Source organism: Streptomyces sp. NPDC046805 (assembly GCF_040645355.1).
Lineage (GTDB): Bacteria > Actinomycetota > Actinomycetes > Streptomycetales > Streptomycetaceae > Streptomyces.
This window is the reverse complement of the sequence record NZ_JBEYYC010000046.1, coordinates 1-19,609: the sequence shown is the minus strand read 5'-3', so window position 1 is coordinate 19,609 and position 19,609 is coordinate 1. Positions and strand designations below refer to the sequence as shown.

At 70.6% G+C, this 19,609-nt stretch carries 19 protein-coding genes and 2 pseudogenes; 12 read left to right on the top strand and 9 right to left on the bottom strand.

Annotation, left to right across the window (positions count from 1 at the left end):
* Positions 1-78: 78 nt before the first annotated feature.
* The gene (locus ABZ910_RS33510) at positions 79-285 is read left to right on the top strand and encodes a hypothetical protein (RefSeq protein WP_361372711.1); all 207 of its coding nucleotides are present in this window, start codon (positions 79-81) and stop codon (positions 283-285) included.
* Between the two features lie 79 nt (positions 286-364).
* Positions 365-883: a histidine phosphatase family protein gene (locus ABZ910_RS33505; RefSeq protein WP_361372709.1), complete on the top strand. Its 519-nt coding sequence runs from the start codon at positions 365-367 to the stop codon at positions 881-883.
* Positions 884-949: 66 nt separating this feature from the next.
* Here the strand turns inward: ABZ910_RS33505 and serB are convergent, their stop codons facing one another.
* Together serB and ABZ910_RS33495 are read right to left on the bottom strand one after the other, a co-directional pair.
* On the bottom strand, positions 950-2,158 hold the full coding sequence (gene serB, locus ABZ910_RS33500) for a phosphoserine phosphatase SerB (RefSeq protein ID WP_361372707.1): 1,209 nt from the start codon (positions 2,156-2,158) through the stop codon (positions 950-952).
* 96 nt (positions 2,159-2,254) lie between these two features.
* Positions 2,255-4,108 carry a streptophobe family protein gene (locus ABZ910_RS33495; protein ID WP_361372705.1) on the bottom strand — a complete coding sequence of 618 codons (1,854 nt, stop codon included), beginning with the start codon at positions 4,106-4,108 and terminating at the stop codon, positions 2,255-2,257.
* 226 nt (positions 4,109-4,334) lie between these two features.
* Between ABZ910_RS33495 and ABZ910_RS33490 the strand changes: the two genes are divergently transcribed.
* Positions 4,335-6,806, top strand: a complete 2,472-nt coding sequence (locus ABZ910_RS33490; protein ID WP_361372703.1) for an FHA domain-containing protein — start codon at positions 4,335-4,337, stop codon at positions 6,804-6,806.
* A gap of 123 nt (positions 6,807-6,929) precedes the next feature.
* Here ABZ910_RS33490 and ABZ910_RS33485 read toward each other — a convergent pair whose 3' ends face one another.
* The 3 genes from ABZ910_RS33485 to ABZ910_RS33475 form a co-directional block, all read right to left on the bottom strand.
* Entirely contained in the window at positions 6,930-7,646 is a 717-nt protein-coding gene (locus tag ABZ910_RS33485; RefSeq protein ID WP_361372701.1) for a transglycosylase SLT domain-containing protein, read from the bottom strand.
* 277 nt (positions 7,647-7,923) lie between these two features.
* Positions 7,924-9,120 (bottom strand): S-adenosylmethionine:tRNA ribosyltransferase-isomerase, encoded by a 1,197-nt coding sequence (locus ABZ910_RS33480; protein ID WP_361372699.1) that lies wholly within the window; start codon positions 9,118-9,120, stop codon positions 7,924-7,926.
* Positions 9,117-9,812, bottom strand: coding sequence for an SDR family NAD(P)-dependent oxidoreductase (locus tag ABZ910_RS33475; RefSeq protein WP_361372697.1), 696 nt, complete (start codon positions 9,810-9,812; stop codon positions 9,117-9,119). Before ABZ910_RS33475 ends, ABZ910_RS33480 begins: the two co-directional genes overlap by 4 nt.
* A gap of 244 nt (positions 9,813-10,056) precedes the next feature.
* On the opposite strand from ABZ910_RS33475, the gene ABZ910_RS33470 reads away from it, so the two are divergent.
* From ABZ910_RS33470 to ABZ910_RS33460, 3 genes are all read left to right on the top strand, one after another.
* Positions 10,057-11,205 carry a GAF domain-containing sensor histidine kinase gene (locus ABZ910_RS33470; RefSeq protein WP_361372695.1) on the top strand — a complete coding sequence of 383 codons (1,149 nt, stop codon included), beginning with the start codon at positions 10,057-10,059 and terminating at the stop codon, positions 11,203-11,205.
* Positions 11,198-11,839, top strand: coding sequence for a response regulator transcription factor (locus ABZ910_RS33465; RefSeq protein ID WP_361372693.1), 642 nt, complete (start codon positions 11,198-11,200; stop codon positions 11,837-11,839). The genes ABZ910_RS33470 and ABZ910_RS33465 overlap by 8 nt, the downstream gene beginning before the upstream one ends.
* 176 nt (positions 11,840-12,015) lie before the next feature.
* Positions 12,016-12,264 carry a chaplin gene (locus ABZ910_RS33460; protein WP_361372691.1) on the top strand — a complete coding sequence of 83 codons (249 nt, stop codon included), beginning with the start codon at positions 12,016-12,018 and terminating at the stop codon, positions 12,262-12,264.
* A 176-nt stretch (positions 12,265-12,440) separates the two neighbouring features.
* Here the strand turns inward: ABZ910_RS33460 and ABZ910_RS33455 are convergent, their stop codons facing one another.
* Entirely contained in the window at positions 12,441-13,229 is a 789-nt protein-coding gene (locus ABZ910_RS33455) for a hypothetical protein (RefSeq protein WP_361372689.1), read from the bottom strand.
* Between the two features lie 154 nt (positions 13,230-13,383).
* Between ABZ910_RS33455 and ABZ910_RS33450 the strand changes: the two genes are divergently transcribed.
* The 3 genes from ABZ910_RS33450 (at position 13,384) to ABZ910_RS33440 (ending at position 15,792) form a co-directional block, all read left to right on the top strand.
* The gene (locus tag ABZ910_RS33450) at positions 13,384-14,181 is read left to right on the top strand and encodes an ABC transporter ATP-binding protein (RefSeq protein WP_361372687.1); all 798 of its coding nucleotides are present in this window, start codon (positions 13,384-13,386) and stop codon (positions 14,179-14,181) included.
* A gap of 53 nt (positions 14,182-14,234) precedes the next feature.
* On the top strand, positions 14,235-14,666 hold the full coding sequence (locus ABZ910_RS33445; RefSeq protein ID WP_361372685.1) for an NfeD family protein: 432 nt from the start codon (positions 14,235-14,237) through the stop codon (positions 14,664-14,666).
* A 166-nt stretch (positions 14,667-14,832) separates the two neighbouring features.
* Positions 14,833-15,792 (top strand): SPFH domain-containing protein, encoded by a 960-nt coding sequence (locus tag ABZ910_RS33440; RefSeq protein WP_361372683.1) that lies wholly within the window; start codon positions 14,833-14,835, stop codon positions 15,790-15,792.
* Positions 15,793-15,894: 102 nt separating this feature from the next.
* Here the strand turns inward: ABZ910_RS33440 and ABZ910_RS33435 are convergent, their stop codons facing one another.
* From ABZ910_RS33435 to ABZ910_RS33425, 3 genes are all read right to left on the bottom strand, one after another.
* Entirely contained in the window at positions 15,895-16,401 is a 507-nt protein-coding gene (locus ABZ910_RS33435) for an HNH endonuclease (protein WP_361372681.1), read from the bottom strand.
* A 165-nt stretch (positions 16,402-16,566) separates the two neighbouring features.
* Complete coding sequence (locus ABZ910_RS33430) at positions 16,567-17,106, bottom strand: YbhB/YbcL family Raf kinase inhibitor-like protein (RefSeq protein WP_361372679.1); 540 nt, start codon at positions 17,104-17,106, stop codon at positions 16,567-16,569.
* A gap of 123 nt (positions 17,107-17,229) precedes the next feature.
* Positions 17,230-18,012 (bottom strand): sporulation protein, encoded by a 783-nt coding sequence (locus tag ABZ910_RS33425; protein ID WP_361372677.1) that lies wholly within the window; start codon positions 18,010-18,012, stop codon positions 17,230-17,232.
* Between the two features lie 164 nt (positions 18,013-18,176).
* On the opposite strand from ABZ910_RS33425, the pseudogene ABZ910_RS33420 reads away from it, so the two are divergent.
* The 3 genes and pseudogenes from ABZ910_RS33420 to ABZ910_RS33410 all read left to right on the top strand — a co-directional run.
* Positions 18,177-18,293 (top strand): annotated as a pseudogene (locus ABZ910_RS33420) (DNA-3-methyladenine glycosylase); the annotation flags it as partial.
* A 14-nt stretch (positions 18,294-18,307) separates the two neighbouring features.
* Positions 18,308-18,919 carry a DNA-3-methyladenine glycosylase gene (locus tag ABZ910_RS33415; RefSeq protein WP_361372675.1) on the top strand — a complete coding sequence of 204 codons (612 nt, stop codon included), beginning with the start codon at positions 18,308-18,310 and terminating at the stop codon, positions 18,917-18,919.
* Between the two features lie 4 nt (positions 18,920-18,923).
* Positions 18,924-19,253, top strand: a pseudogene (locus tag ABZ910_RS33410) (DNA-3-methyladenine glycosylase); the annotation flags it as partial.
* Between the last annotated feature and the right edge of the window lie 356 nt (positions 19,254-19,609).

Below are 19,609 nucleotides of genomic sequence, written 5' to 3'. Positions count from 1 at the left end.
CGGCCCCGGATTCCGTAGCTTCGAGGGGTGACCGCGAAATGCGGCACGCGAACCGTCCGGAGACCAGCGGAGGCGATCATGTCGGCCCGTGCGCACACCCGCCCTCACCCGGCGACCCGGGACGGCGTCGACACCCGGCTGCGCTGGTGGGCTCTCGCCATGCCCGCGCTCGCCTTCGTCTCCCTGCTGATGCTGATACTGAACCCGTCCGACGCCCAGGCGGCCACGGGCGACCCCGTGATCATCCACCTCTTCGAGCGCCTGCGGCAGCTGGCTGCCCGCTAGTTCCGTGGCGTCTCCGACCGGTGAATCCGCATGTCAACTCCCTGCGCCCCGTGGCCTGTTTCATGCGAAGCTGGGACCCATGAGCGTCGCTGAACCCCGCAGGATTGTCCTCTTCCGGCATGCGAAAGCCGACTGGCCGCAGGTGACCGATCACGAAAGGCCGCTCGCTGACCGGGGCCGTAAGGACGCCGCAGTCGCCGGGCGCAAGCTGGCCGACACCGGCATCCCCTTCGACCTGGCCCTGTGCTCCACCGCGGTCCGGACCCGCGAGACCTGGAAGCTCGCCGTCCAGGAGCTCGCGCACCGGCCGAAAACCGTCTACGAGGAGCGGCTCTACGAGGCCTCCCCCGGCGAGCTGATCGCTGTGCTCAACGAGGTCCCCGACGACGCGCAGAACGTGCTCCTGATCGGTCACAATCCGGGGGTGCACGGCGTGGCCGACATCCTGTCCGGCACGGCCGATGGCGATGCCCGGGAGCGGATGAACCGCCATGGCTTCCCTGCTGCGGCCTGCGCCGTCCTGACCTTCACCGGTTCCTGGAAGGGCGTGGAGCCGGGCGTGGCCACGCTGGTCGACTACTGGGCCCCGACGGAATGACCCCCGCGGAATGACCCCCGCCTCGTGACCTCGCGCGGCGAGGGCACCGGCCCTCGCCGCGCATGGTCAGCCCTCGTCGTGCGTGTTCGCCGCCTCGACCTCTTCGCGGGTGACGCCCAGCAGATACAGGACCGTGTCCAGGAAGGGGAAGTTCACCGCGGTGTGCGCGGCCTCGCGGACGACCGGCTTGGCGTTGAAGGCGACGCCGAGTCCCGCCGCGTTCAGCATGTCCAGGTCGTTGGCGCCGTCGCCGATCGCCACCGTCTGGGAGAGCGGGACGCCGGCCTCGGCGGCGAACCGGCGCAGCAGCCGCGCCTTGCCCGCCCGGTCCACGATCTCGCCCGTGACCCGGCCCGTCAGCTTTCCGTCGACGATCTCCAGGGTGTTGGCCTGGGCGAAGTCCAGCCCCAGCCGCTCCTTCAGATCGTCGGTGACCTGGGTGAACCCACCGGACACCACGCCGACTTGGTAGCCGAGCCGCTTCAGGGTGCGGATGAGCGTCCGCGCGCCGGGCGTCAGCCGGACCTCGTTGCGCACCTTCTCCACCACCGAGGCGTCGAGCCCCTCCAGCAGGGCCACGCGCGCGTGCAGTGACTGCTCGAAGTCCAGCTCCCCGCGCATCGCGGCCGCCGTCACCTCGGCCACCTTGTCCTCGCAGCCGGCGTGCGCGGCGAAGAGCTCGATCACCTCGTCCTGGATCAGGGTGGAGTCCACGTCCATGACGACCAGCCGCTGGGCCCGCCGGTGCAGCCCCGCCGCCACGACCGCGATGTCGACGCCGAGCGCGCTCGCGTCGGAGACCAGAGCGGTGCGCAGCGGCTCGGTCTCGACGCCGGACACCGCGAACTCGACCGCCGTCACCGGGTATTTGGCGAGTCGGAAGATACGGTCGATGTTGCCGCCGACCTTGGTGATCCGGGCGGCGATGGCGGCGGTCGACTCGGCGGTGAGCGGGTGGCCGAGGACGGTCACCAGGGAACGCCCGAGACCGCGCGGCCGGTTGTCGCCGTGCCCGGAGATGATCTCCGCCTGCATCTTCATCGACTCGGCCCAGCTGTGCACGGTGGCCCGGAGGTCGCCTTCCAGCCCGGCGGGCGGCTGGGTCACGAGCGCGCAGAGCACCAGCCGCCCGCGGGTGACGACCTGCTCGATGTCGACCACGTCGACGTAGTAGGCGGCAAGGGTGTCGAAGAGACCGGCCGTGATGCCCGGCCTGTCCTTGCCGAAGATCTTGACGAGCAGGGTGGGGCTCTCGGAACTCTGCGATGCGCTCATGGTGCATCCACCGTATCCGGCACCCAGTGCCTCGCGCCCGTGTGGTCCGACTGGCGGACGCGGAACAGTAGGCGTCGGGCGGGTGTCGGGAATCTTTCACCCCTGGTCGTTCGGCAGCTCCCGGTCGTTGGGCTGCTCCCGGTCGTTCGGCCACTTCCGGTCGTTCGGCCACTTCCGGTCGTTGGGCTTCCTCGGTACCCGGGGCGGTTCCGGAGGCAGCGGTGGCGACGGAGGGGGTCCCTCGCGCTCCGGTGCACGCCGAGGGGAGTCGAGCGGCCGGGCCATGGTGAGAGCGCCGTGGACATCGCCGGCCGACGGCGGACCGTCGTGCACATCGCCCGCCGCCGGAGGACCGTCGTGCGGCTCACGCATCTCGTCCGGGATCCGGAGGTACGGATTCGTGGCGGGGTCGGGCGGCCGGTACGGCGTACCGGGGGCATAGGGACCTGCCTGCCCGGAGCCGTCGGCACGACCGGCGCGTTCCCGATGTCCGGCAGCGGCTCCGGCACCGTCTCCCGCGTCACTCAGTGCCACCGTCAGTGCCACAGACAGTGCAGGCGGCGCGGCCCGTGACCCCGCGGCCCCGCTCGCCCATGCCGCCAACGCCCCGACGGCACCCGCGCCCGCGCCCCAGACCGCACCGAGAAGCAACGCCATACCGAGACGGCCGTGCAGCTTGATTCCCGCGCCGAACGCGTCGAAGCCCAGCACGGACAGCGAGGCGTGCACGGACACGTCCGTCAGCCGGGCGAGCAGGGGCAGCGCGAGCGCGGTCGCGCACCCCAGCCGCAGCGCGCACCGCCCGGCGAGGACGAGGGCGCCCGGACGATGCGCCGTCACCGGCGTCCGCGCGGCCGTCAGCACCCCGGCCAGCAGCATCGTCACCGCCGCAGCCACCGCGAGCAGCCACACGCGCCCGTCCAGGCCGGCCAGCCGCCCCAGCGTCACCGGCTGGTCGGACCGCACGCTCAGGAGTCGGTCGAAGGGGTCGGGCAGCAGCTTGGCCAGTGCGCCCGTGGCCGTGCCGTGCCAGGGCACGAACAGGCCGAGGGGGATGCCGAGCCACACGCCGTTCGGCGCGCCGAGCAGGGCCGCCCCGGCGATGCGCTTCGGATGGGCGTCGCCGATCGCCGCGTACGCCGCCGCCGCGAGCCCGGCGGCGACGGCCAGGAGCAGCACGGTGACGAGGGCCGAGACCGCCGGCCGTACCACCCGGTGCACCGCCGCCCAGCCGCGCGGCAGGGGAGCGCGGCGCGAGGCGAGGAGGGAGATCAGGAGGATGCCCGTGGACCAGCCGAGCCCGCCGAGGAGCGTCGGCACGGTGTCCACGGTGAAGCCGATGGCCGCCTTCGCATGGACGAGGTCGCCGATCCGGTCGGGCAGCAGCCCGCCGACGTCCCCGAGATCGCCGACGCCGGGGACGTCGATTCCGTCGCCCCCGCCCGGCAGCTTGCCCGCCGGCTTGTCGAGCCCGAGCGAGCCCCCGTCGATCGTGATGACGTCGTGCCCGGCCCGGGCGAGGCCGCCCAGCATCGCCACGAACAGCAGGATCACCGTGCCCGCGCGCGCGAGGAGTTCGGACGGCGCGATCACGGCTCCGGCCGCGCGCAGGGACCGTAGGAAGAACCACGACAACAGCAGGGCGCCGACCAGGCTGACGCCCAACGGCGTGAGCGTGATGGCCGTGTCGGCCTCGGCGCCCTTCAGCCCGAAGACGGACATGTCGCCGGACGGCGCGACCGATCCGCCCGCTCCGAGCGCCACAACGACCGCCGTCATGCGGCCCAGTGAGCCCGCCGCGTCCGCCTCCAGCAGGTGCAGTCCGAGCGCGGCGGTGGCCGTCATCCCCGCCAGCGCCCAGCTCACGGCGGCGATCGCGGACAGCAGGATGTCGCCCCACGGCAGCCTCGTGCCCTGCCGCGCGGTCCCGACTCCCGTGGCAGCGCTCATGGAAGACCCCCCGATCCGCGGCGCGGCCGACCGCCGCGCATGTCCCCCTCGCGGGGATTACCACTCTCCGGTCCGGTTTCCACCCCGTCAACGGCGTGAGTTAGCACGCTCGTTTGCGCGCCGCGCACGGTCGGGCGCCGGGCCGGGGGGCGGAGGCCGAAACAGTTCCCCGCACTGTTCGGCATCCCTAGACTCCCTGTATCGGGGGCGATTCGGGGGGCAACTCATGGCGCACGCGGTGCCGGCACTCGTACTGGAAACGAACGGACGGACCTGGACACTCGACCCTTCCAGGCCCTACGCGCTCGGGCGCGATCCACGCGGTGACATCGTGTTCGACGACGCCAGGGTCTCCTGGCGCCACGCCACGGTCCGCTTCGACGGCCGCGGTTGGGTCATCGAGGACCAGGGCAGCACCAACGGCACCTTCGTGCAGGGGCGGCGGGTCCACCGGACGGAGATCGGCCCCGGCTCGGACGTGCACCTCGGCAACGCGACCGACGGGCCGCGTCTGAATCTGTCCGGCGCCGCGGCCGCCGTCGCACATCCCCGGCAGCAGCCGTACGCCGCCCAGGGCACGGGCTCCGGATGGGCGCAACAGGCACCGCACGCACCGTCGATCCCGCACCAGCAGGGCCCCGGCGCCGGGGGCACGGGTACGCAGCCGGTGTACGGCGACCGCAGCCCGACCACGTTCCACCAGCTCGCCCTCGGCCGGGTGATGCGCATCGGGCGTGCCCTGGAGAACGACCTGGTCGTCTCCGACCTCCAGGTCTCCCGGCAGCACGCCGAGTTCCACGCGACGCCGGGCGGACGCATGGAGATCCGCGACCTCGGCTCGCACAACGGCACCTACGTCAACGGCCAGCCGATCGCCAAGGGAGGCTCGGCGCTGCTCGGTCCGAGCGACATCGTCGGCGTCGGGCACTCCACGTTCCGCGTCGTCGGGGACCACTTGGAGGAGTTCGTCGACACCGGTGAGGTCACCTTCTCCGCGCGCCGTCTGACCGTCACGGTCGACGGCGGCAAGCAGATCCTGAGGGACGTCTCCTTCGGCGTCCCGGAGAAGTCGCTGATCGCGGTCATCGGCCCGTCCGGCTCGGGCAAGTCGACCCTGCTGAAGGCGCTCACCGGCTACCGCCCCGCCAACCAGGGCGAGGTGCTCTACGACAGCCGCAACCTCTACAAGCAGTTCGCCGAGCTGCGCCAGCGCATCGGCCTGGTCCCGCAGGACGACATCCTGCACAAGGAGCTGACCGTCAGGACGGCCCTCAAGTACGCGGCCAAGCTGCGCTTCCCGGCCGACACCACGGCCGCCGAGCGCGAGTCACGCATCGACGAGGTGCTGCGCGAGCTGAAGCTGGACGTCCACAAGGAGAAGAAGGTCACCTCCCTCTCCGGCGGCCAGCGCAAGCGCGTCTCCGTGGCCCTGGAGCTGCTCACCAAGCCGTCGCTGATCTTCCTGGACGAGCCGACCTCGGGCCTCGACCCGGGCATGGACCGCGATGTCATGCAGTTGCTGCGCGGCCTCGCCGACGACGGCCGTACGGTCCTCGTCGTCACCCACTCCGTGGCCGAACTGGCGCTGTGCGACAGGCTCCTCGTGATGGCTCCGGGCGGTGCGGTCGCCTACTTCGGGCCGCCGGAGGAGGCGCTGAACTTCTTCGGATACGCCACCTGGGCCGATGTGTTCTCCGCCTTCGAGGACTACCGCGACTACGACTGGGCGGGCCGCTGGAAGGGCTCGCAGCACTACCAGAGGTACGCGGCGGACATCGACGCGGTCGCGCCGCAGTCCGTACAACTGCCGCCGATGCAGGCGATGAAGCCGCCGAAGCCGCAGGGCTGGACGGCGCAGTTCGGCACGCTGGTGCGCCGCTACGTCTCCGTGATCGCCTCCGACCGCGGCTTCCTGGCGCTGATGGTGATCCTGCCGGCCGTCCTCGGTGTGATGAGTCTGCTGATCGACCCGGACCAGGGGCTGCTGCCCAACCCGGCGAATCCGCGAAGTGGCCGGATCGTTCCGAACGGCACGGCCACCACGGTCCTGCTGATCCTCGCGGCGGGCGCCTGTTTCGCGGGGGCCGCCAACTCCGTCCGCGAGCTGATCAAGGAACGGGTCATCTACGAGCGGGAGCGCGCGACGGGCCTGTCCCGCTCGGCGTACCTGATGTCGAAGGTGTGCGTGCTCGGCATGATCACCGTGCTGCAGGGCCTGCTGATCGGCGTGATCGGCTTCTCGAGCCGGGAGATTCCGAAACGGGGCCTGGTCCTCGGGGGAGCCACCCTGCTCGAACTCTCGCTTCCGATCATGGCGTTGGGCTTCACCTCGATGATGTTCGGACTGATCATCTCCTCGCTGGTGAAGACGGCCGAGAAGACCATGCCGCTGCTGGTGATGTGCGCGATCGTCCAGGTGGTGTTCACGGGCTGTCTGTTCACCCTGAACGGCTCGATCGGCGTCGACGAGTTCTCGTATCTGATCCCGTCGCGCTGGGCCGTCGCCGCCGCGGGGGCGACGCTGGACTTCAACAGGATCAGCCCGCCGGAGAAGGGCGCGGACACCGATCCGCTGTGGGACCACACCGTCGGTGCCTGGGGCCTGGACATGGCCGCCCTGCTCGCCCTCAGCGTGGTCTGCGGCTTCTTCGTGGCCCGCTTCCTGCGGCGCCACGAGCCCGAGGTGATGCGCAAGTGAGGCCGCGTCCTCGGACCTGACCGGGCCGAAGGTGACCCGGGACCGGGTCCGGATGTGAACGGAGGGCGGCTCCCGATGACCGGGTACCGCCCTCGGCGTTCACGCCTGAGGCCCGCGCCTACCTCAGTACGCGCTGTTGACGTTGTCGATCGAACCGTACTTGTCGGCCGCGTAGTTGGCGGCGGCAGTGATGTTCGCGACCGGGTCGTAGATGTTCCAGGACGTACCGGTGACGTGGTACGCCTTGAAGGTCGGGGGGATCACCTGGAGCAGGCCCTTGGACGGGATGCCGTTGATGGCGTTGATGTCCCAGTCGTTGATGGCCATCGGGTTGCCCGAGGACTCCCGCATGATGTTGCGGTGCAGCCCGCTGTAGCTACCCGGGATGCCCTTGGCGTGCATGATGTCCAGGGCGTGGGTGATCCAGCCGTTCAGGTTGTCCGTGTAGGTCTTCGCGGCCATCGGCTGGACCTGCAGACGCTGCGTGGACCGGCTGACGGCCTCCTTCACGGAGCGCTCCTGGGCGGCCTTCTTGGTCGCCGCGGCGGCAGCCTTCTGCTGGGCCTCGGCCTGGGCCTTCGTCTTCGCAGCGATCCCCTGGAGCTTCACGTTCTCCGTGGCGAGCTGGTCGGCGACGGTGCCCTGGACGTTCTGGACCTTGTCGGAGCTGTACGCCACGTGGGTCATGGCGGGGGATGCGGTGTGAGCCGTTGTCGCGCTGCTGGGAATCGCGGAGAAGGCGACGGCAGCGGCACCGAGGGTGGTGACGCCGGCGATCGCGATCTTGTGCTGCTTGGTCAGCTGTCGACCGCGAGCACGAGTGTTCATGTTCTTGGGCATGGCAGATGGACCTCTTCGAATAGCGCGGATGTCGCTCGTCGTCCGGCGGGGGATTCGGTTCCGCCCCGCACGAACGCCGCGAGTGGAAACCCGCGGCGCCGAGCGACTGCAGCAATTCTTAGCGGTCGCAAAATATCCTGGCAAAGGTGTGACGTACGACCCTAGATAGTGGATCAGTAGGGCAAAACGGGACAGACTGGGAATGTCTGCCCCGTTCGGGACGTACCTCTTTGTCTCCTATGTACCTTCGTACGTGATCTGCGCCCTATGCGCGGGCTCACATGGGCGACCCCTCGGTCTCACCGATAGTTGCTGAAGCAATGCTCTGTGTGAGGGGGTTTTCGACGGAGTTGTACGGCCCCTCGTGCGGCAGCACCAGGTGCACGTCCCCGAACTCGTGCCACAGGTAGGAGCCGCGCAGCGCCGCGTCGTAGCCACGGTCCACCGCGGCGCGTCCGGCGATCGCCTCCAACATCAGCAGATGCGAGGCCTGCGGCTCGTGCAGCCCGGTCAGCAGCCCGTCGACGGCCCGCACCCCGCGCGCGGGCGTGACCACGAGATCGGTCCACCCCTCGGCCGCCCGCACCACTCCGTCCGGCCCCTTGGCCGACTCCACGGCACGTACGGCCGTCGTCCCGACCGCGACGACCCGCCCGCGTGTACCCCTCTCCGGCGCCCCGCGCCCCCTTCGGCCGGCCCTGGCCGCGTTGATCAGCCGCGCCGAGGCCTCCGGCACCGCGAACCGCTCCGGATACGGCGGCTCGTGCGACTGCGTCGAGGCCACTCCGGTGTGCAGCGTGACCGGCGCGAACTGCACGCCCCGGCTCACCAGTTCCGCCACCAGCCGCGGGGTGAAGGGCCGCGCCGCGCTCGGCATCTCCGCACTGCCCGACCCGTCGGGCGACGGCAGCGCGAACACCGTCTGGTACACCGACAACGGCTGGTCCCTGTCCGTATAGGAGTAGCGGATGGGCCGCCCGTGCTCCCGCAGCAGCGCGGTGACATCCGCCCCCGGCACCCGCGCCCACCACAGCCGCTCGCCCCGCGCGCTCAGCGGCTCCTCCAGGACCAGCCGTACGCCCCCGGGCAGTCCCACCTCTGTACCCGCGGGGCCGCCCGCCCGCGCGCGCGTGGTACCGCGCTCGTCGGGGTTCCGCAGCTCGACCGCCCACCGCCCGTCGTCCCCGCGGGTGGAGAAGTGCACCACCACGCGCGCGTGCCCGATCAGCCCGTCCACCGCGGCGGCCAGCGTCGGCGACGTGTTCACGACCAGCAGGTCCCCGGCCCGCAGCAGCCGCGGCAGCTCCCGGAAGGTGTGATGCGTCACCTCGGTGCCCCGCGACACCAGCAGCCGTACGGCATCCCGGCCCAGACCGGGCCCGCGCTGCTCGGCCGGCACCCGCGCCAGCAGCTCCTCCGGTATCTCTCCCCAGGCGCGCACGTGTGCGCGTGCCACTCCCGTCGCCGCTGTCACCGGGACTCCAGCAGGGAGGCGGCCCGGTAGCGCCCGCTGACCGGATGCTCCCGAAGGAGTCGGAGAAACGCCGGCACCACGTCGGCCGGCGCGGGCCGCGGATCGTCGTCGTCCGGTACGGCCGCCGCGTACAGGTCCGTCGCCATGTCCCCGGGGTCGACCGCCCACACCCGCAGCCCCGGCTCCTCCTCGCCCAGCACCGCGGCCAGCCGGTCCAGGGCCGCCTTCGACGCCCCGTAGCCGCCCCATGTCGCGTAGGCCTCGGTCGCCGCGTCCGAGCTGACCGCGATCACCGTGCCCACCGCCGACTTCCGCAGCAGCGGCAGCGCCTCCTGGACCAGGCCCAGTGCGGCCACCACGTTCACCTCCAGCGCCCGTCGCAGCCCCGCCACGGACAGCTCCTCCAGCCGCACCAGCGGCTCGGCTCCCAGTGCGCTCGCGTTGTGCACCAGCAGGTCGACGCCGCCCAGGTCGCGCGCCGCGGCCACCAGGGACGACCGGTGCTCCGGGTCCGTCACGTCCCCGGGCAGCGCCGCCACCCGCCCGCCGTGCGCGGCGACGGCCCCGGCCGCCTCGGCGAGGGGCACCGCGCCCCGCGCGTCGAGCACCAGATCCCAGCCGCGCGCGGCCAGCGCCTCGGCGAGCGCCAGCCCCAGCCCCTTCGAGGCCCCCGTGATGATCGCTACCGGCATGACAACCGTCCCCTTGTCCCACAGCGTGCCGCTTCCCCGCCGTCTCGTGATCGACGGTGCGTTCACCGTAGGAACGGCGCCGCCCCGGTCGCCTCGGCCGTCGGCCGCAATCCGACGGGACCCTTCGCCCTACGCCGCCCGCCCGGGGCCCCGGTCCTAGACCACCGGCCCTACGCCCACCGGACCAGACCCCGCCGTCACCGGTCCGATCCGCACTGTCACACCCCGCCGGTACCGTGAGGTCATGAGTCAAGGCCCCAGGTCCGGCCTCGCCGCGGTGAGTTCCGCGCTGCTGGCCATGAGCAGGCACCTCGAGGTGCGCGACGTCCTCAAGACGATCGTCGCCTCGGCCCGCGAACTGCTCGACGCGCAGTACGCCGCCCTCGGCGTCCCGGACGACCACGGCGGCTTCGCCCAGTTCGTGGTCGACGGCGTCAGCGAGGAGCAGTGGAAGGCCATCGGCCCGCTCCCGCGCCAGCACGGCATCCTCGCCGCGATGCTGCACGAGGCCCGCCGCGAGCGCCTCGCCGACGTCCGCAAGGACCCGCGCTTCGAGGGCTGGCCGGCCGCCCACCCCGACATGTCCGACTTCCTGGGCGTGCCGATCCGCGACGGCGACGAGGTCATCGGCGCGCTGTTCCTCGCGAACAAGCTGCGTGCGGCGCAGGAGCACGACGGCTGCGGCTTCACCGAGGAGGACGAGGACCTGCTGTCGATCCTCGCCCAGCACGCCGCGATCGCCCTCACCAACGCCCGCCTCTACGAACGCAGCCGCGAGCTGACCATCGCCGAGGAACGCTCACGCCTCGCCAACGAGCTGCACGACGCGGTCAGCCAGAAGCTCTTCTCCCTGCGCCTGACCGCGCAGGCCGCGACGGCCCTGGTCGACCGGGACCCCGCCCGCGCCAAGGGCGAACTGCAGCAGGTGGCCGCGCTCGCCGCCGAAGCCGTGGACGAACTGCGCGCCGCCGTCGTGGAGTTGCGCCCCGCCGCCCTCGACGAGGACGGCCTGATCGCCACCCTCCGCACCCAGATACAGGTCCTCGACCGCGCCCACACCGCGCGCGTGACCTTCGCCGGCACCGGCTTTCGCGCGCTGCCCGCGGCACAGGAGGAAGCCCTGCTGCGCGTCGCGCAGGAGGCCCTGCACAACGCCCTGCGCCACTCCGGGGCCGCGCACGTGGACGTCATGGTCGACCGCCGTGCCTGCGGTGCCGTCCTGCGCGTCGCCGACGACGGCAAGGGCTTCGACCCGCAGTCGGTCCGCAGCGCGGGACGTCATCTGGGCCTTGTCTCCATGCGGGACCGGGCGAACGGGGTGGGCGGCACGCTGACCGTGGAATCGGCGCCCGGCCAGGGCACCACGATCGAGATGGAGGTCCCCGGTGGCTGACGCAATCAAGGTGCTGCTCGTCGACGACCACCAGGTGGTCCGCCGGGGCCTGCGCACCTTCCTGGAGGTGCAGGACGACATCGAGGTCGTGGGCGAGGCGTCCGACGGCGCCGAAGGAGTCGCGCGCGCCGAGGAGTTGCGGCCCGACGTCGTCCTCATGGACGTCAAGATGCCGGGCACGGACGGCATCGACGCGCTGCGCAGGCTCCGCGAACTCGACAACCCCGCACGTGTGTTGATCGTCACCAGCTTCACCGAGCAGCGCACGGTGGTCCCGGCCCTGCGCGCGGGCGCCGCGGGGTACGTCTACAAGGACGTGGACCCCGACGCGCTCGCCGCCGCCATCCGCTCGGTCCACGCCGGCCACGTCCTGCTCCAGCCCGAGGTGGCCGGCGCGCTCCTCTCCCAGGAGGAGGTCAACGCGGGCCAGGGCAGAGGGGGTTCGCTCACCGAGCGGGAGCGTGAGGTGCTGGGCCTGATAGCGAACGGCCGCTCCAACCGCGAGATCGCCCGCGCCCTGGTGCTGTCAGAGAAGACCGTCAAGACGCACGTCTCCAACATCCTGATGAAACTCGACCTCGCGGACCGCACCCAGGCCGCGCTGTGGGCCGTACGGCACGGCGTGGCCGGCTGACCGGCGCCCGCTGCCATCGCGTGACACGGCGCGCTGCAATACAGAGGGTCCCGTTCCGGACTGAGATTCATACCGTCGTGGGAATGTCACCCGGACGGCGCACCCTCCGTGGATCTCCGGCGTTCTCCAGTGCGTGCTGCGGCGACTGCCGCGGCGATCGCCAAGGAGGCTCGGAAGTGAAGAACCTGAAGAAGGCAGCGGCCGTCACGATGGTGGCCGGCGGTCTGGTCGCGGCCTGCGCGGGCATGGCCTCCGCCACGAACGGCGGCGCTTGGGCCGGCGGCGAGGCCGAGTACTCCCCGGGCGTCGTCTCGGGCAACGTCGTCCAGGCCCCGGTGCACGTCCCCGTGAACGCGGTCGGCAACACCGTGAACGTCATCGGCGCCCTGAACCCCGTCTTCGGCAACCTGGGCCTCAATCGTTGAGACACCGCACGCTGCCCTCCGGCCTCAGTGAGAGGACGGAGGGCAGCGCAGCCCAGGTCGGCACGGTCAGCCCGTCCGGCGTGTGAGGGCGAGGCCGTTCAGGCCGAAGCGGGGGTCTGTTGAGCGGCAGCACCAGGGGACGGTCACACCAACACCCTCGGCCACGCAACCGACGTTCAGCGCGCCCCCCGTTCCCGCGCCTCCACAACGGAGTTGTACGCCGCGACCTGCGCCCGCCGAGCCGTCCGCTCCACCGGCCGCAGCGCCGCCGACCGGGCCGCCATCTCCGACGCGCTCACCGCACCACCGTGACCGTTGTCATAGGCGAGGGAGATCAGCAGCCCCACCCGCCGCGCCAGCTCCCACACCCGCACCGCCCGCGACGGATACCCCGGCGCCAGCACGTCCTGCTCCGGTTCGGCCCGCGCCCGGTACGCGTCGATCGCCGCCTCCGCCACCGGCCCCGACCCGGCGACGTCCATCCGCGAGAGCACCTCGGTCGCCTCACGCAGCGCCTCCGCCAGCTCCCGCTCCGCCTCACCGAGCGACGGCACGTCGGCCGGCGGCGCCTCCCGCACCGGCAGGCAGTGCCAGACCACCTCGGCGTGCACATCACCGTGCGGCCCCGCCTCGTACACCTCGGGCACCAACCCGAACGCGGCGCCGTAACAGATCACCGCTTCCCCGGCCTCCAGGGCCCGCGCGTTGAATTCCGGCGGTCCGCTCAGCCCCAGCGGATGCCCCGGCGCCGGCAGCGCCATCCGCAGCCCGGTCGTCCCGAGCCCGCGCAGCCGGCCCAGCGCGAGCGTGAGGCCGACCGGCGCCGACTCGCCCGGCAGCCCCTCCACCCGGTGCACCGCGTCCTCGCCGACGATGGCGAGCGCGGCGTCATCCGGCGCGACAAGTCCGACCAAAAGGGCATTTCCCCATGCGGTGAGGCGTCCTGATCGTGGTTCGGAGAGCATGCCCCCACCCTAAGGACCGGACCGAGGGAATGGACCTCGGCACCGGTGGCGTAGATTTCGTGTGGGGGCTGCGCCCACCGGGCGCGGCGGACCGAGCCCACAGGCGTATGCGAGAGCCGAGACCGGCCACACTGCAAGGGGAGACAACGCGCTCATGAGCGATGTTCTGGAGCTTCAGGACGTATCCGTGGTCCGGGAGGGCCGAGCCCTCGTGGACCAGGTGTCCTGGTCGGTCAAGGAGGGCGAGCGCTGGGTCATCCTCGGCCCCAACGGCGCCGGCAAGACGACGCTCCTCAACGTCGGCTCCAGCTACGTCTTCCCCAGCACGGGCACCGCCACCATCCTCGGCGAGACCCTCGGCAAGCCCGGCACCGACGTCAACGAGCTGCGCCCCCGCGTCGGCCTGGCCGGCATCGCGCTCGCCGAGAAGCTCCCCAAGGCCCAGACCGTCCTCGAGACCGTGCTCACCGCCGCGTACGGCATGACCGCGCACTGGCACGAGGACTACGAGGACATCGACGAGCAGCGCGCCCGCGCCTTCCTCGACCGCCTCGGCATGAGCGAGTACCTGGACCGGAAGTTCGGCACGCTCTCCGAGGGCGAGCGCAAGCGCACCCTCATCGCCCGCGCCCTGATGGCCGACCCCGAGCTGCTGCTCCTCGACGAGCCCGCCGCCGGCCTCGACCTCGGCGGCCGCGAGGACCTGGTGCGGCGCCTCGGCCGCCTCGCCCGCGACCCGATCGCCCCTTCGATGATCATGGTCACGCACCACGTCGAGGAGATCGCCCCCGGCTTCACGCACGTCCTCATGATCCGCCAGGGCAAGGTGCTGGCCGCGGGCCCGCTGGAGCTCGAACTGACCTCCCGCAACCTCTCCCTCTGCTTCGGCCTCCCGCTCGTCGTCGAGCAGGTCGGCGAGCGCTGGACCGCCCACGGCCTTCCGCTGTCCTGAGCGTCCCCCTTCGTACCCTGTCCGCGGCGTGACCGCGGTCCTACCATGACCATGTGAACGACATCGACGCATGGGTGTGGTGGCTCGTCGGCGCGGTGGCGCTGGGAATCCCCCTCGTGGTGACCGCGATGCCGGAGTTCGGCATGTTCGCGGTCGGCGCTCTGGCCGCCGCGGGCATCGCAGGCCTCGGCTTCGATGTCGTGGCCCAGGTGCTCACCTTCGTGGCCGTCTCGGTCGCCCTCATCGCCGTCGTACGGCCCATCGCGTCCCGGCACCGCACCCAGCGGCCCCAATTCGCCACAGGCGTCGACGCGTTGAAGGGCAGACAGGCCCTCGTACTGGAGCGCGTCGACGGCGCCGGCGGACGCATCAAGCTCGCCGGCGAGGTCTGGTCCGCGCGGGCCCTCGACACCGATCGCGCCTACGACGTGGGCCAGGAAGTGGACGTCGTGGACATCGAGGGGGCCACCGCGATCGTGATGTGACCTCGCGCGTGATGTGACCTCGTACGGATCACGTGACCTCGTACGAATCAACTGGGCCGAAGACTCCCCGAGTTGTACGACGGTCTGTCAGACTCGACCAGCAAGATCTTCGACAACCATAAGATCTGCCGAAGCGCCGAGGCGGAGAGGGGTACGGGGAACGACGATGGAACCGGTCATCATCGTCCTGATCATTCTGGTGGTGTTGGTCTTCATCGCCCTGATCAAGACAATCCAGGTCATCCCACAGGCCAGCGCCGCCATCGTCGAGCGCTTCGGCCGCTACACGCGGACACTCAACGCGGGCCTCAACATCGTGGTCCCCTTCATAGACACCATCCGCAACCGCATCGACCTGCGCGAACAGGTCGTCCCGTTCCCGCCGCAGCCGGTGATCACCCAGGACAACCTGGTGGTCAACATCGACACCGTCATCTACTACCAGGTGACCGACGCGCGGGCCGCCACCTACGAGGTCGCCAGCTACATCCAGGCCATCGAGCAGCTCACCGTCACCACGCTCCGCAACATCATCGGCGGCATGGACCTGGAGCGGACCCTGACCTCCCGCGAGGAGATCAACGCGGCGCTGCGCGGCGTCCTCGACGAGGCCACCGGCAAGTGGGGCATCCGCGTCAACCGCGTCGAGCTCAAGGCCATCGAGCCGCCCACCTCCATCCAGGACTCGATGGAGAAGCAGATGCGCGCCGACCGTGACAAGCGCGCCGCGATCCTCCAGGCCGAAGGTGTCCGGCAGTCGGAGATCCTCCGTGCCGAGGGCGAGAAGCAGTCCCAGATCCTGCGCGCCGAAGGTGAGGCCAAGGCCGCGGCCCTGCGCGCCGAGGGCGAGGCCCAGGCCGTCCGTACGGTCTTCGAGGCGATCCACGCCGGCGACCCCGACCAGAAGCTGCTCAGCTACCAGTACCTCCAGATGCTCCCGAAGATCGCCGAAGGCGACGCCAACAAGCTCTGGATCGTCCCCAGCGAGATCGGCGACGCCCTCAAGGGCCTGTCCGGAGCCATGGGCAACTTCGGCCCGCTCAACGGGGGTTCGGGCGGCAGCGGTTCCTCCGGCAACGGTGGCGGGGCGCCCGCGGAACGCCGCGAGAAGCCGTCGCTCGACTGACGCCCTCGCTATACGAGAGAGGCTCATACGAGAGGGGCTCGCCTTCCCGCTCCGGAAGGCGAGCCCCTCTCGTGTGTACTGGTTATGTCCTCGTACGCCGTGCTAGGCAGCAGTCCGCGCCAGCCACATCGGCAGTGTCGCCAGCTCCTCCTGCCCCAGCGCCAGCAGCATCGCGTCCTGCGGCGTCGGCTCGAACGGCTGGCGCAACAGCGGCATGCCCGCCTGCTCGGGCGTCCGGTCGGCCTTGCGGTGATTGTCCTCGGCGCACGAGGCCACCGTGTTCAGCCACGAGTCGCGGCCACCCTGCGCCCGCGGCACCACGTGGTCCACGGTCGTCGCCCGCCGCCCGCAGTACGCGCACCGGTGCTGGTCCCGGACCAGCACGCCCCGCCTCGACCACGGGGCTTGTCTTCGAAACGGCACCCGTACGTACCTGCACAGCCGGATCACCCGGGGCGCGGGTATGTCCACAGCGGCGCCCCGCATACGCAGTACGGGGTGGGCCTGCTCGACGACGGCCTTGTCCTGCAGCACCAGAACGACGGCTCGGTTCAGCGTCACCGTCGACAGCGGCTCGAAGCTCGCGTTCAGTACCAGCGTGTCCCGCATCCAGCCCACCTCCCGTATGCATCACCCACCCCCGGCGGGCGTGGATCAACTCTGGACGGGCGCGCCGAGATGGACAACGCAATAAAAAATGCCCGCCCCTGATCAATTCCAAGACCAGGGGCGGGCAAACGTTCCATGAACGCTCGGCTGATTCGGTGCGCCGCGTCAGCCCTTCGCGGGGTTCTCGTACTCGCCGATCAGCTGGCCGCGCGCGATCGTGTGGAAGCGCAAATTGAAGCCGACGACGGCGGGAGAGGCGTCGGAGTCCACGCCGAGCTTCTCCTTGTCCACCGCGTACACCGTGAAGACGTACCGGTGCGGACCGTCCCCGGGCGGCGGTGCGGCACCGCCGAAGTCCTTCGTCCCGTAGTCGTTCCGCACCTGGACCGCCCCCTTGGGGAGCCCCTTGAACGAGCCGCTTCCCGCACCCGCCGGCAGTTCGGTCACCGACGCCGGGATGTCGAACACCACCCAGTGCCAGAACCCGCTGCCCGTCGGGGCGTCCGGGTCGTAGCACGTCACGGCGAAGCTCTTCGTCTCCGGCGGGAAGCCCTCCCAGCTCAGCTCCGGCGAGATGTTGCCGCCCGCGTGGACCTGAGCGTCCTTGAGGGTCGCCCCCTCCTCGATGTCCTCGCTCGTCACCGTGAACGACGGCACGGGCGGATGGAAGTCATGGGGGAGTGGCCGCCGCTTGAGCTCGGTCACCTCGGTACCTCCTTGATCGCTACGTCCAGATGGACCCGAGCCTAGGACCTGCCCGGCGGACCATGCCGCAGACGCCGGGCTGAACCCCGTCGCTTTCCTGTGACCCGGTCCGCCGGACAGGCTCTAGAACCAGTTGCGCTTGCTGCCGACCTCGGACAGCCACTGGTTGAGGTACGCCGCCCAGTCGGTCGCGTGGAAGTCGTGCAGGCCCACCTGGAACGAGCGGAAGGTGTCGCTGCCCTCGCTGAACAGCCCCGGCTTCTTGTCCATCTCGAGGACGACGTCCATGGCGTTGCCGTCGGCCACGAAGCTCAGCTCGACCTGGTTCAGACCCCGGTACTGCGCCGGCGGGAAGAACTCGATCTCCTGGTAGAAGGGCAGCGTCTGCCGGGTGCCCCGGATGTTGCCGCGCTCCATGTCCGCGTGCTTGAAGTGGAAGCCCAGCTGGATGAAGGCGTCCAGGATCGCCTTCTGCGCCGGCAGCGGGTGCACGTTGATCGGGTCCAGGTCACCGGAGTCCACCGCGCGGTCGATCGCCAGCTCGGTCGTCACCCCGATGTGCATCCCGCGCAGCGGCTGCCCGTCGATCATCGTGATCGGGGTCTCCCACGGGATCTCCAGACCGAACGGCACGGCGTGCACGGCGCCCGCCTGGAGCTCGAAGGTCCCGCCGAGCTGCACCTTGATGAACTCGATGTTCTGCTTGTACTCCTGGTCGCCGCCCTCCGTCTCGACTTGCGCCTGCAGACCGACGGAGAGCCCCTCGATGGCCTGGTTCACGGACCCGCCCTGGATCCGCACCTCACCCTGGACGACGCCACCCGGAACGACGTTGATCTCGGTGAGCACCGTCTCCACCGAAGCCCCGCCGGCCCCCAGACTCGCGAGCAGCCTCTTGAACCCCATGTCTCTCCCTCTAGGTACGGCCCTAGTGCGTATGGACCACGTATGGGCCCTTGATCCCTACAAACGCGAACCGGGCGCGGCCGGTTCCGTGTCCCACCCTGACAAGCGAGGGAAACCCTTGACCACCCCTTGACGCAGACCCGTCTGGACTACGCTCGGACGCCATGATCGCGCCCCCGGACCGTACGCCACTCCCACACGCCTACCGCGGTTGCACCCCTCGAAACGCGGTGATGTTCGGCCTGCCCGGACACGTGTACGTCTGCTTCGCCTACGGCATGTCAAGGCGGTCAGCATGAACGTTGCTCTCCTTGCTCGCCCTGCTGAAGAAGTCGCCCCCGAGCTGCTCGGTGCCGTCCTCACCCACCAGACCCCCGAGGGAACCGTGAGCATCGCCATCACGGAGACCGAGGCGTACTCCGGTACGGCCGACCCCGCCTCCCACGCCTACCGGGGCAGGACACCCCGCAACGCCGTCATGTTCGGGCCCGCGGGACATCTGTACGTCTACCGGTCCCACGGCCTCCACTGGTGCGCCAACATCGTCACCGGGACAGACGGCATCGCCTCGGCCGTCCTCATCCGCGCAGGCAGGGTCATCGAAGGGGAAGACCTGGCACGCAAGCGGCGAGGGGCGAAGGTCGAGCCCCCACGCCTTGCGCGGGGTCCGGGGAACTTCTGCCAGGCGCTCGGCATCACGGCACAGCACAACGGCACAGACCTGTTGACGGGCGCCTCGCTCGCGCTGTCAGAGGGCGGGCCAGTACCCGCTGCGCTCATCCGGGTCGGCCCTCGGGTGGGCGTGAGCAGAGCCCACGACTGGCAGCACCGCTTCTATCTCGCCGGTGATCCCACAGTCTCGGCGTACCGCCTGAGCCCGAGAGCCAAGCCGCCCCGCGGAGCCTGAGCCGCTGTGCGCCGGCGAGATCATCGAGGGCGCCGAGCTCGCGCGCACCCGTCGACTCTCGGCCCGAAACGCCAAGAAACTGGCCAAAGGCCCGGCCCGTCTGACTACGGCCCTGGGGGTGGACCGCGCGCTCGACGGCGCGGACGGGTGTGCCCTCATGGGCAGCCCGCTGCAGATCCTGACAGGTACCCCCATCCCCTCCGACCAGGTACGCGACGGCCCTCGGACCGACGTCTCCGGCGACGGGGGCGTCTGCCCCTGGCGCTTCTGGATCGCCGCCGACCCGACGGTGAGCCGCTACCGGGCCCATGGTCCGCGACGCAGCTCACGTTGACTCTCGTCTCCGAAGTGCGTAATGTTCTCCGAGCCGCTTGAACCGGGTACGGCGATCGCCTGCAGCCGGAAGCGGCCAACCCACTACCTACGACCTCCCTTCAGCGGGGATGGATTCGGCATGTCCGCATGCCCGAATTTCGAATCCCTGGGACTCGATTATGAGTCGGCGAAGGAATCGGTTAACGTAGTGAATGTCGAAAGGCCGAGGAGCGAAAGCCCGAAGCCCGAGACAAATCCCGCCGACAGGGAATCGGGTCAGAAAAGATCTGATAGAGTCGGAAACACCGAAGGGAAGCGCCCGGAGGAAAGCCCGAGAGGGTGAGTACAAAGGAAGCGTCCGTTCCTTGAGAACTC

Coding starts and splice junctions, on each gene's coding strand:
- ABZ910_RS33510 (WP_361372711.1), top strand. CDS start 79: ATGTCGGCCCGTGCGCACACCCGCCCTCACCCGGCGACCCGGGACGGC.
- ABZ910_RS33505 (WP_361372709.1), top strand. CDS start 365: ATGAGCGTCGCTGAACCCCGCAGGATTGTCCTCTTCCGGCATGCGAAA.
- serB (WP_361372707.1), bottom strand. CDS start 2,158: ATGAGCGCATCGCAGAGTTCCGAGAGCCCCACCCTGCTCGTCAAGATC.
- ABZ910_RS33495 (WP_361372705.1), bottom strand. CDS start 4,108: ATGAGCGCTGCCACGGGAGTCGGGACCGCGCGGCAGGGCACGAGGCTG.
- ABZ910_RS33490 (WP_361372703.1), top strand. CDS start 4,335: ATGGCGCACGCGGTGCCGGCACTCGTACTGGAAACGAACGGACGGACC.
- ABZ910_RS33485 (WP_361372701.1), bottom strand. CDS start 7,646: ATGCCCAAGAACATGAACACTCGTGCTCGCGGTCGACAGCTGACCAAG.
- ABZ910_RS33475 (WP_361372697.1), bottom strand. CDS start 9,812: ATGCCGGTAGCGATCATCACGGGGGCCTCGAAGGGGCTGGGGCTGGCG.
- ABZ910_RS33470 (WP_361372695.1), top strand. CDS start 10,057: ATGAGTCAAGGCCCCAGGTCCGGCCTCGCCGCGGTGAGTTCCGCGCTG.
- ABZ910_RS33455 (WP_361372689.1), bottom strand. CDS start 13,229: ATGCTCTCCGAACCACGATCAGGACGCCTCACCGCATGGGGAAATGCC.
- ABZ910_RS33450 (WP_361372687.1), top strand. CDS start 13,384: ATGAGCGATGTTCTGGAGCTTCAGGACGTATCCGTGGTCCGGGAGGGC.
- ABZ910_RS33440 (WP_361372683.1), top strand. CDS start 14,833: ATGGAACCGGTCATCATCGTCCTGATCATTCTGGTGGTGTTGGTCTTC.
- ABZ910_RS33435 (WP_361372681.1), bottom strand. CDS start 16,401: ATGCGGGACACGCTGGTACTGAACGCGAGCTTCGAGCCGCTGTCGACG.
- ABZ910_RS33425 (WP_361372677.1), bottom strand. CDS start 18,012: ATGGGGTTCAAGAGGCTGCTCGCGAGTCTGGGGGCCGGCGGGGCTTCG.
- ABZ910_RS33415 (WP_361372675.1), top strand. CDS start 18,308: ATGAACGTTGCTCTCCTTGCTCGCCCTGCTGAAGAAGTCGCCCCCGAG.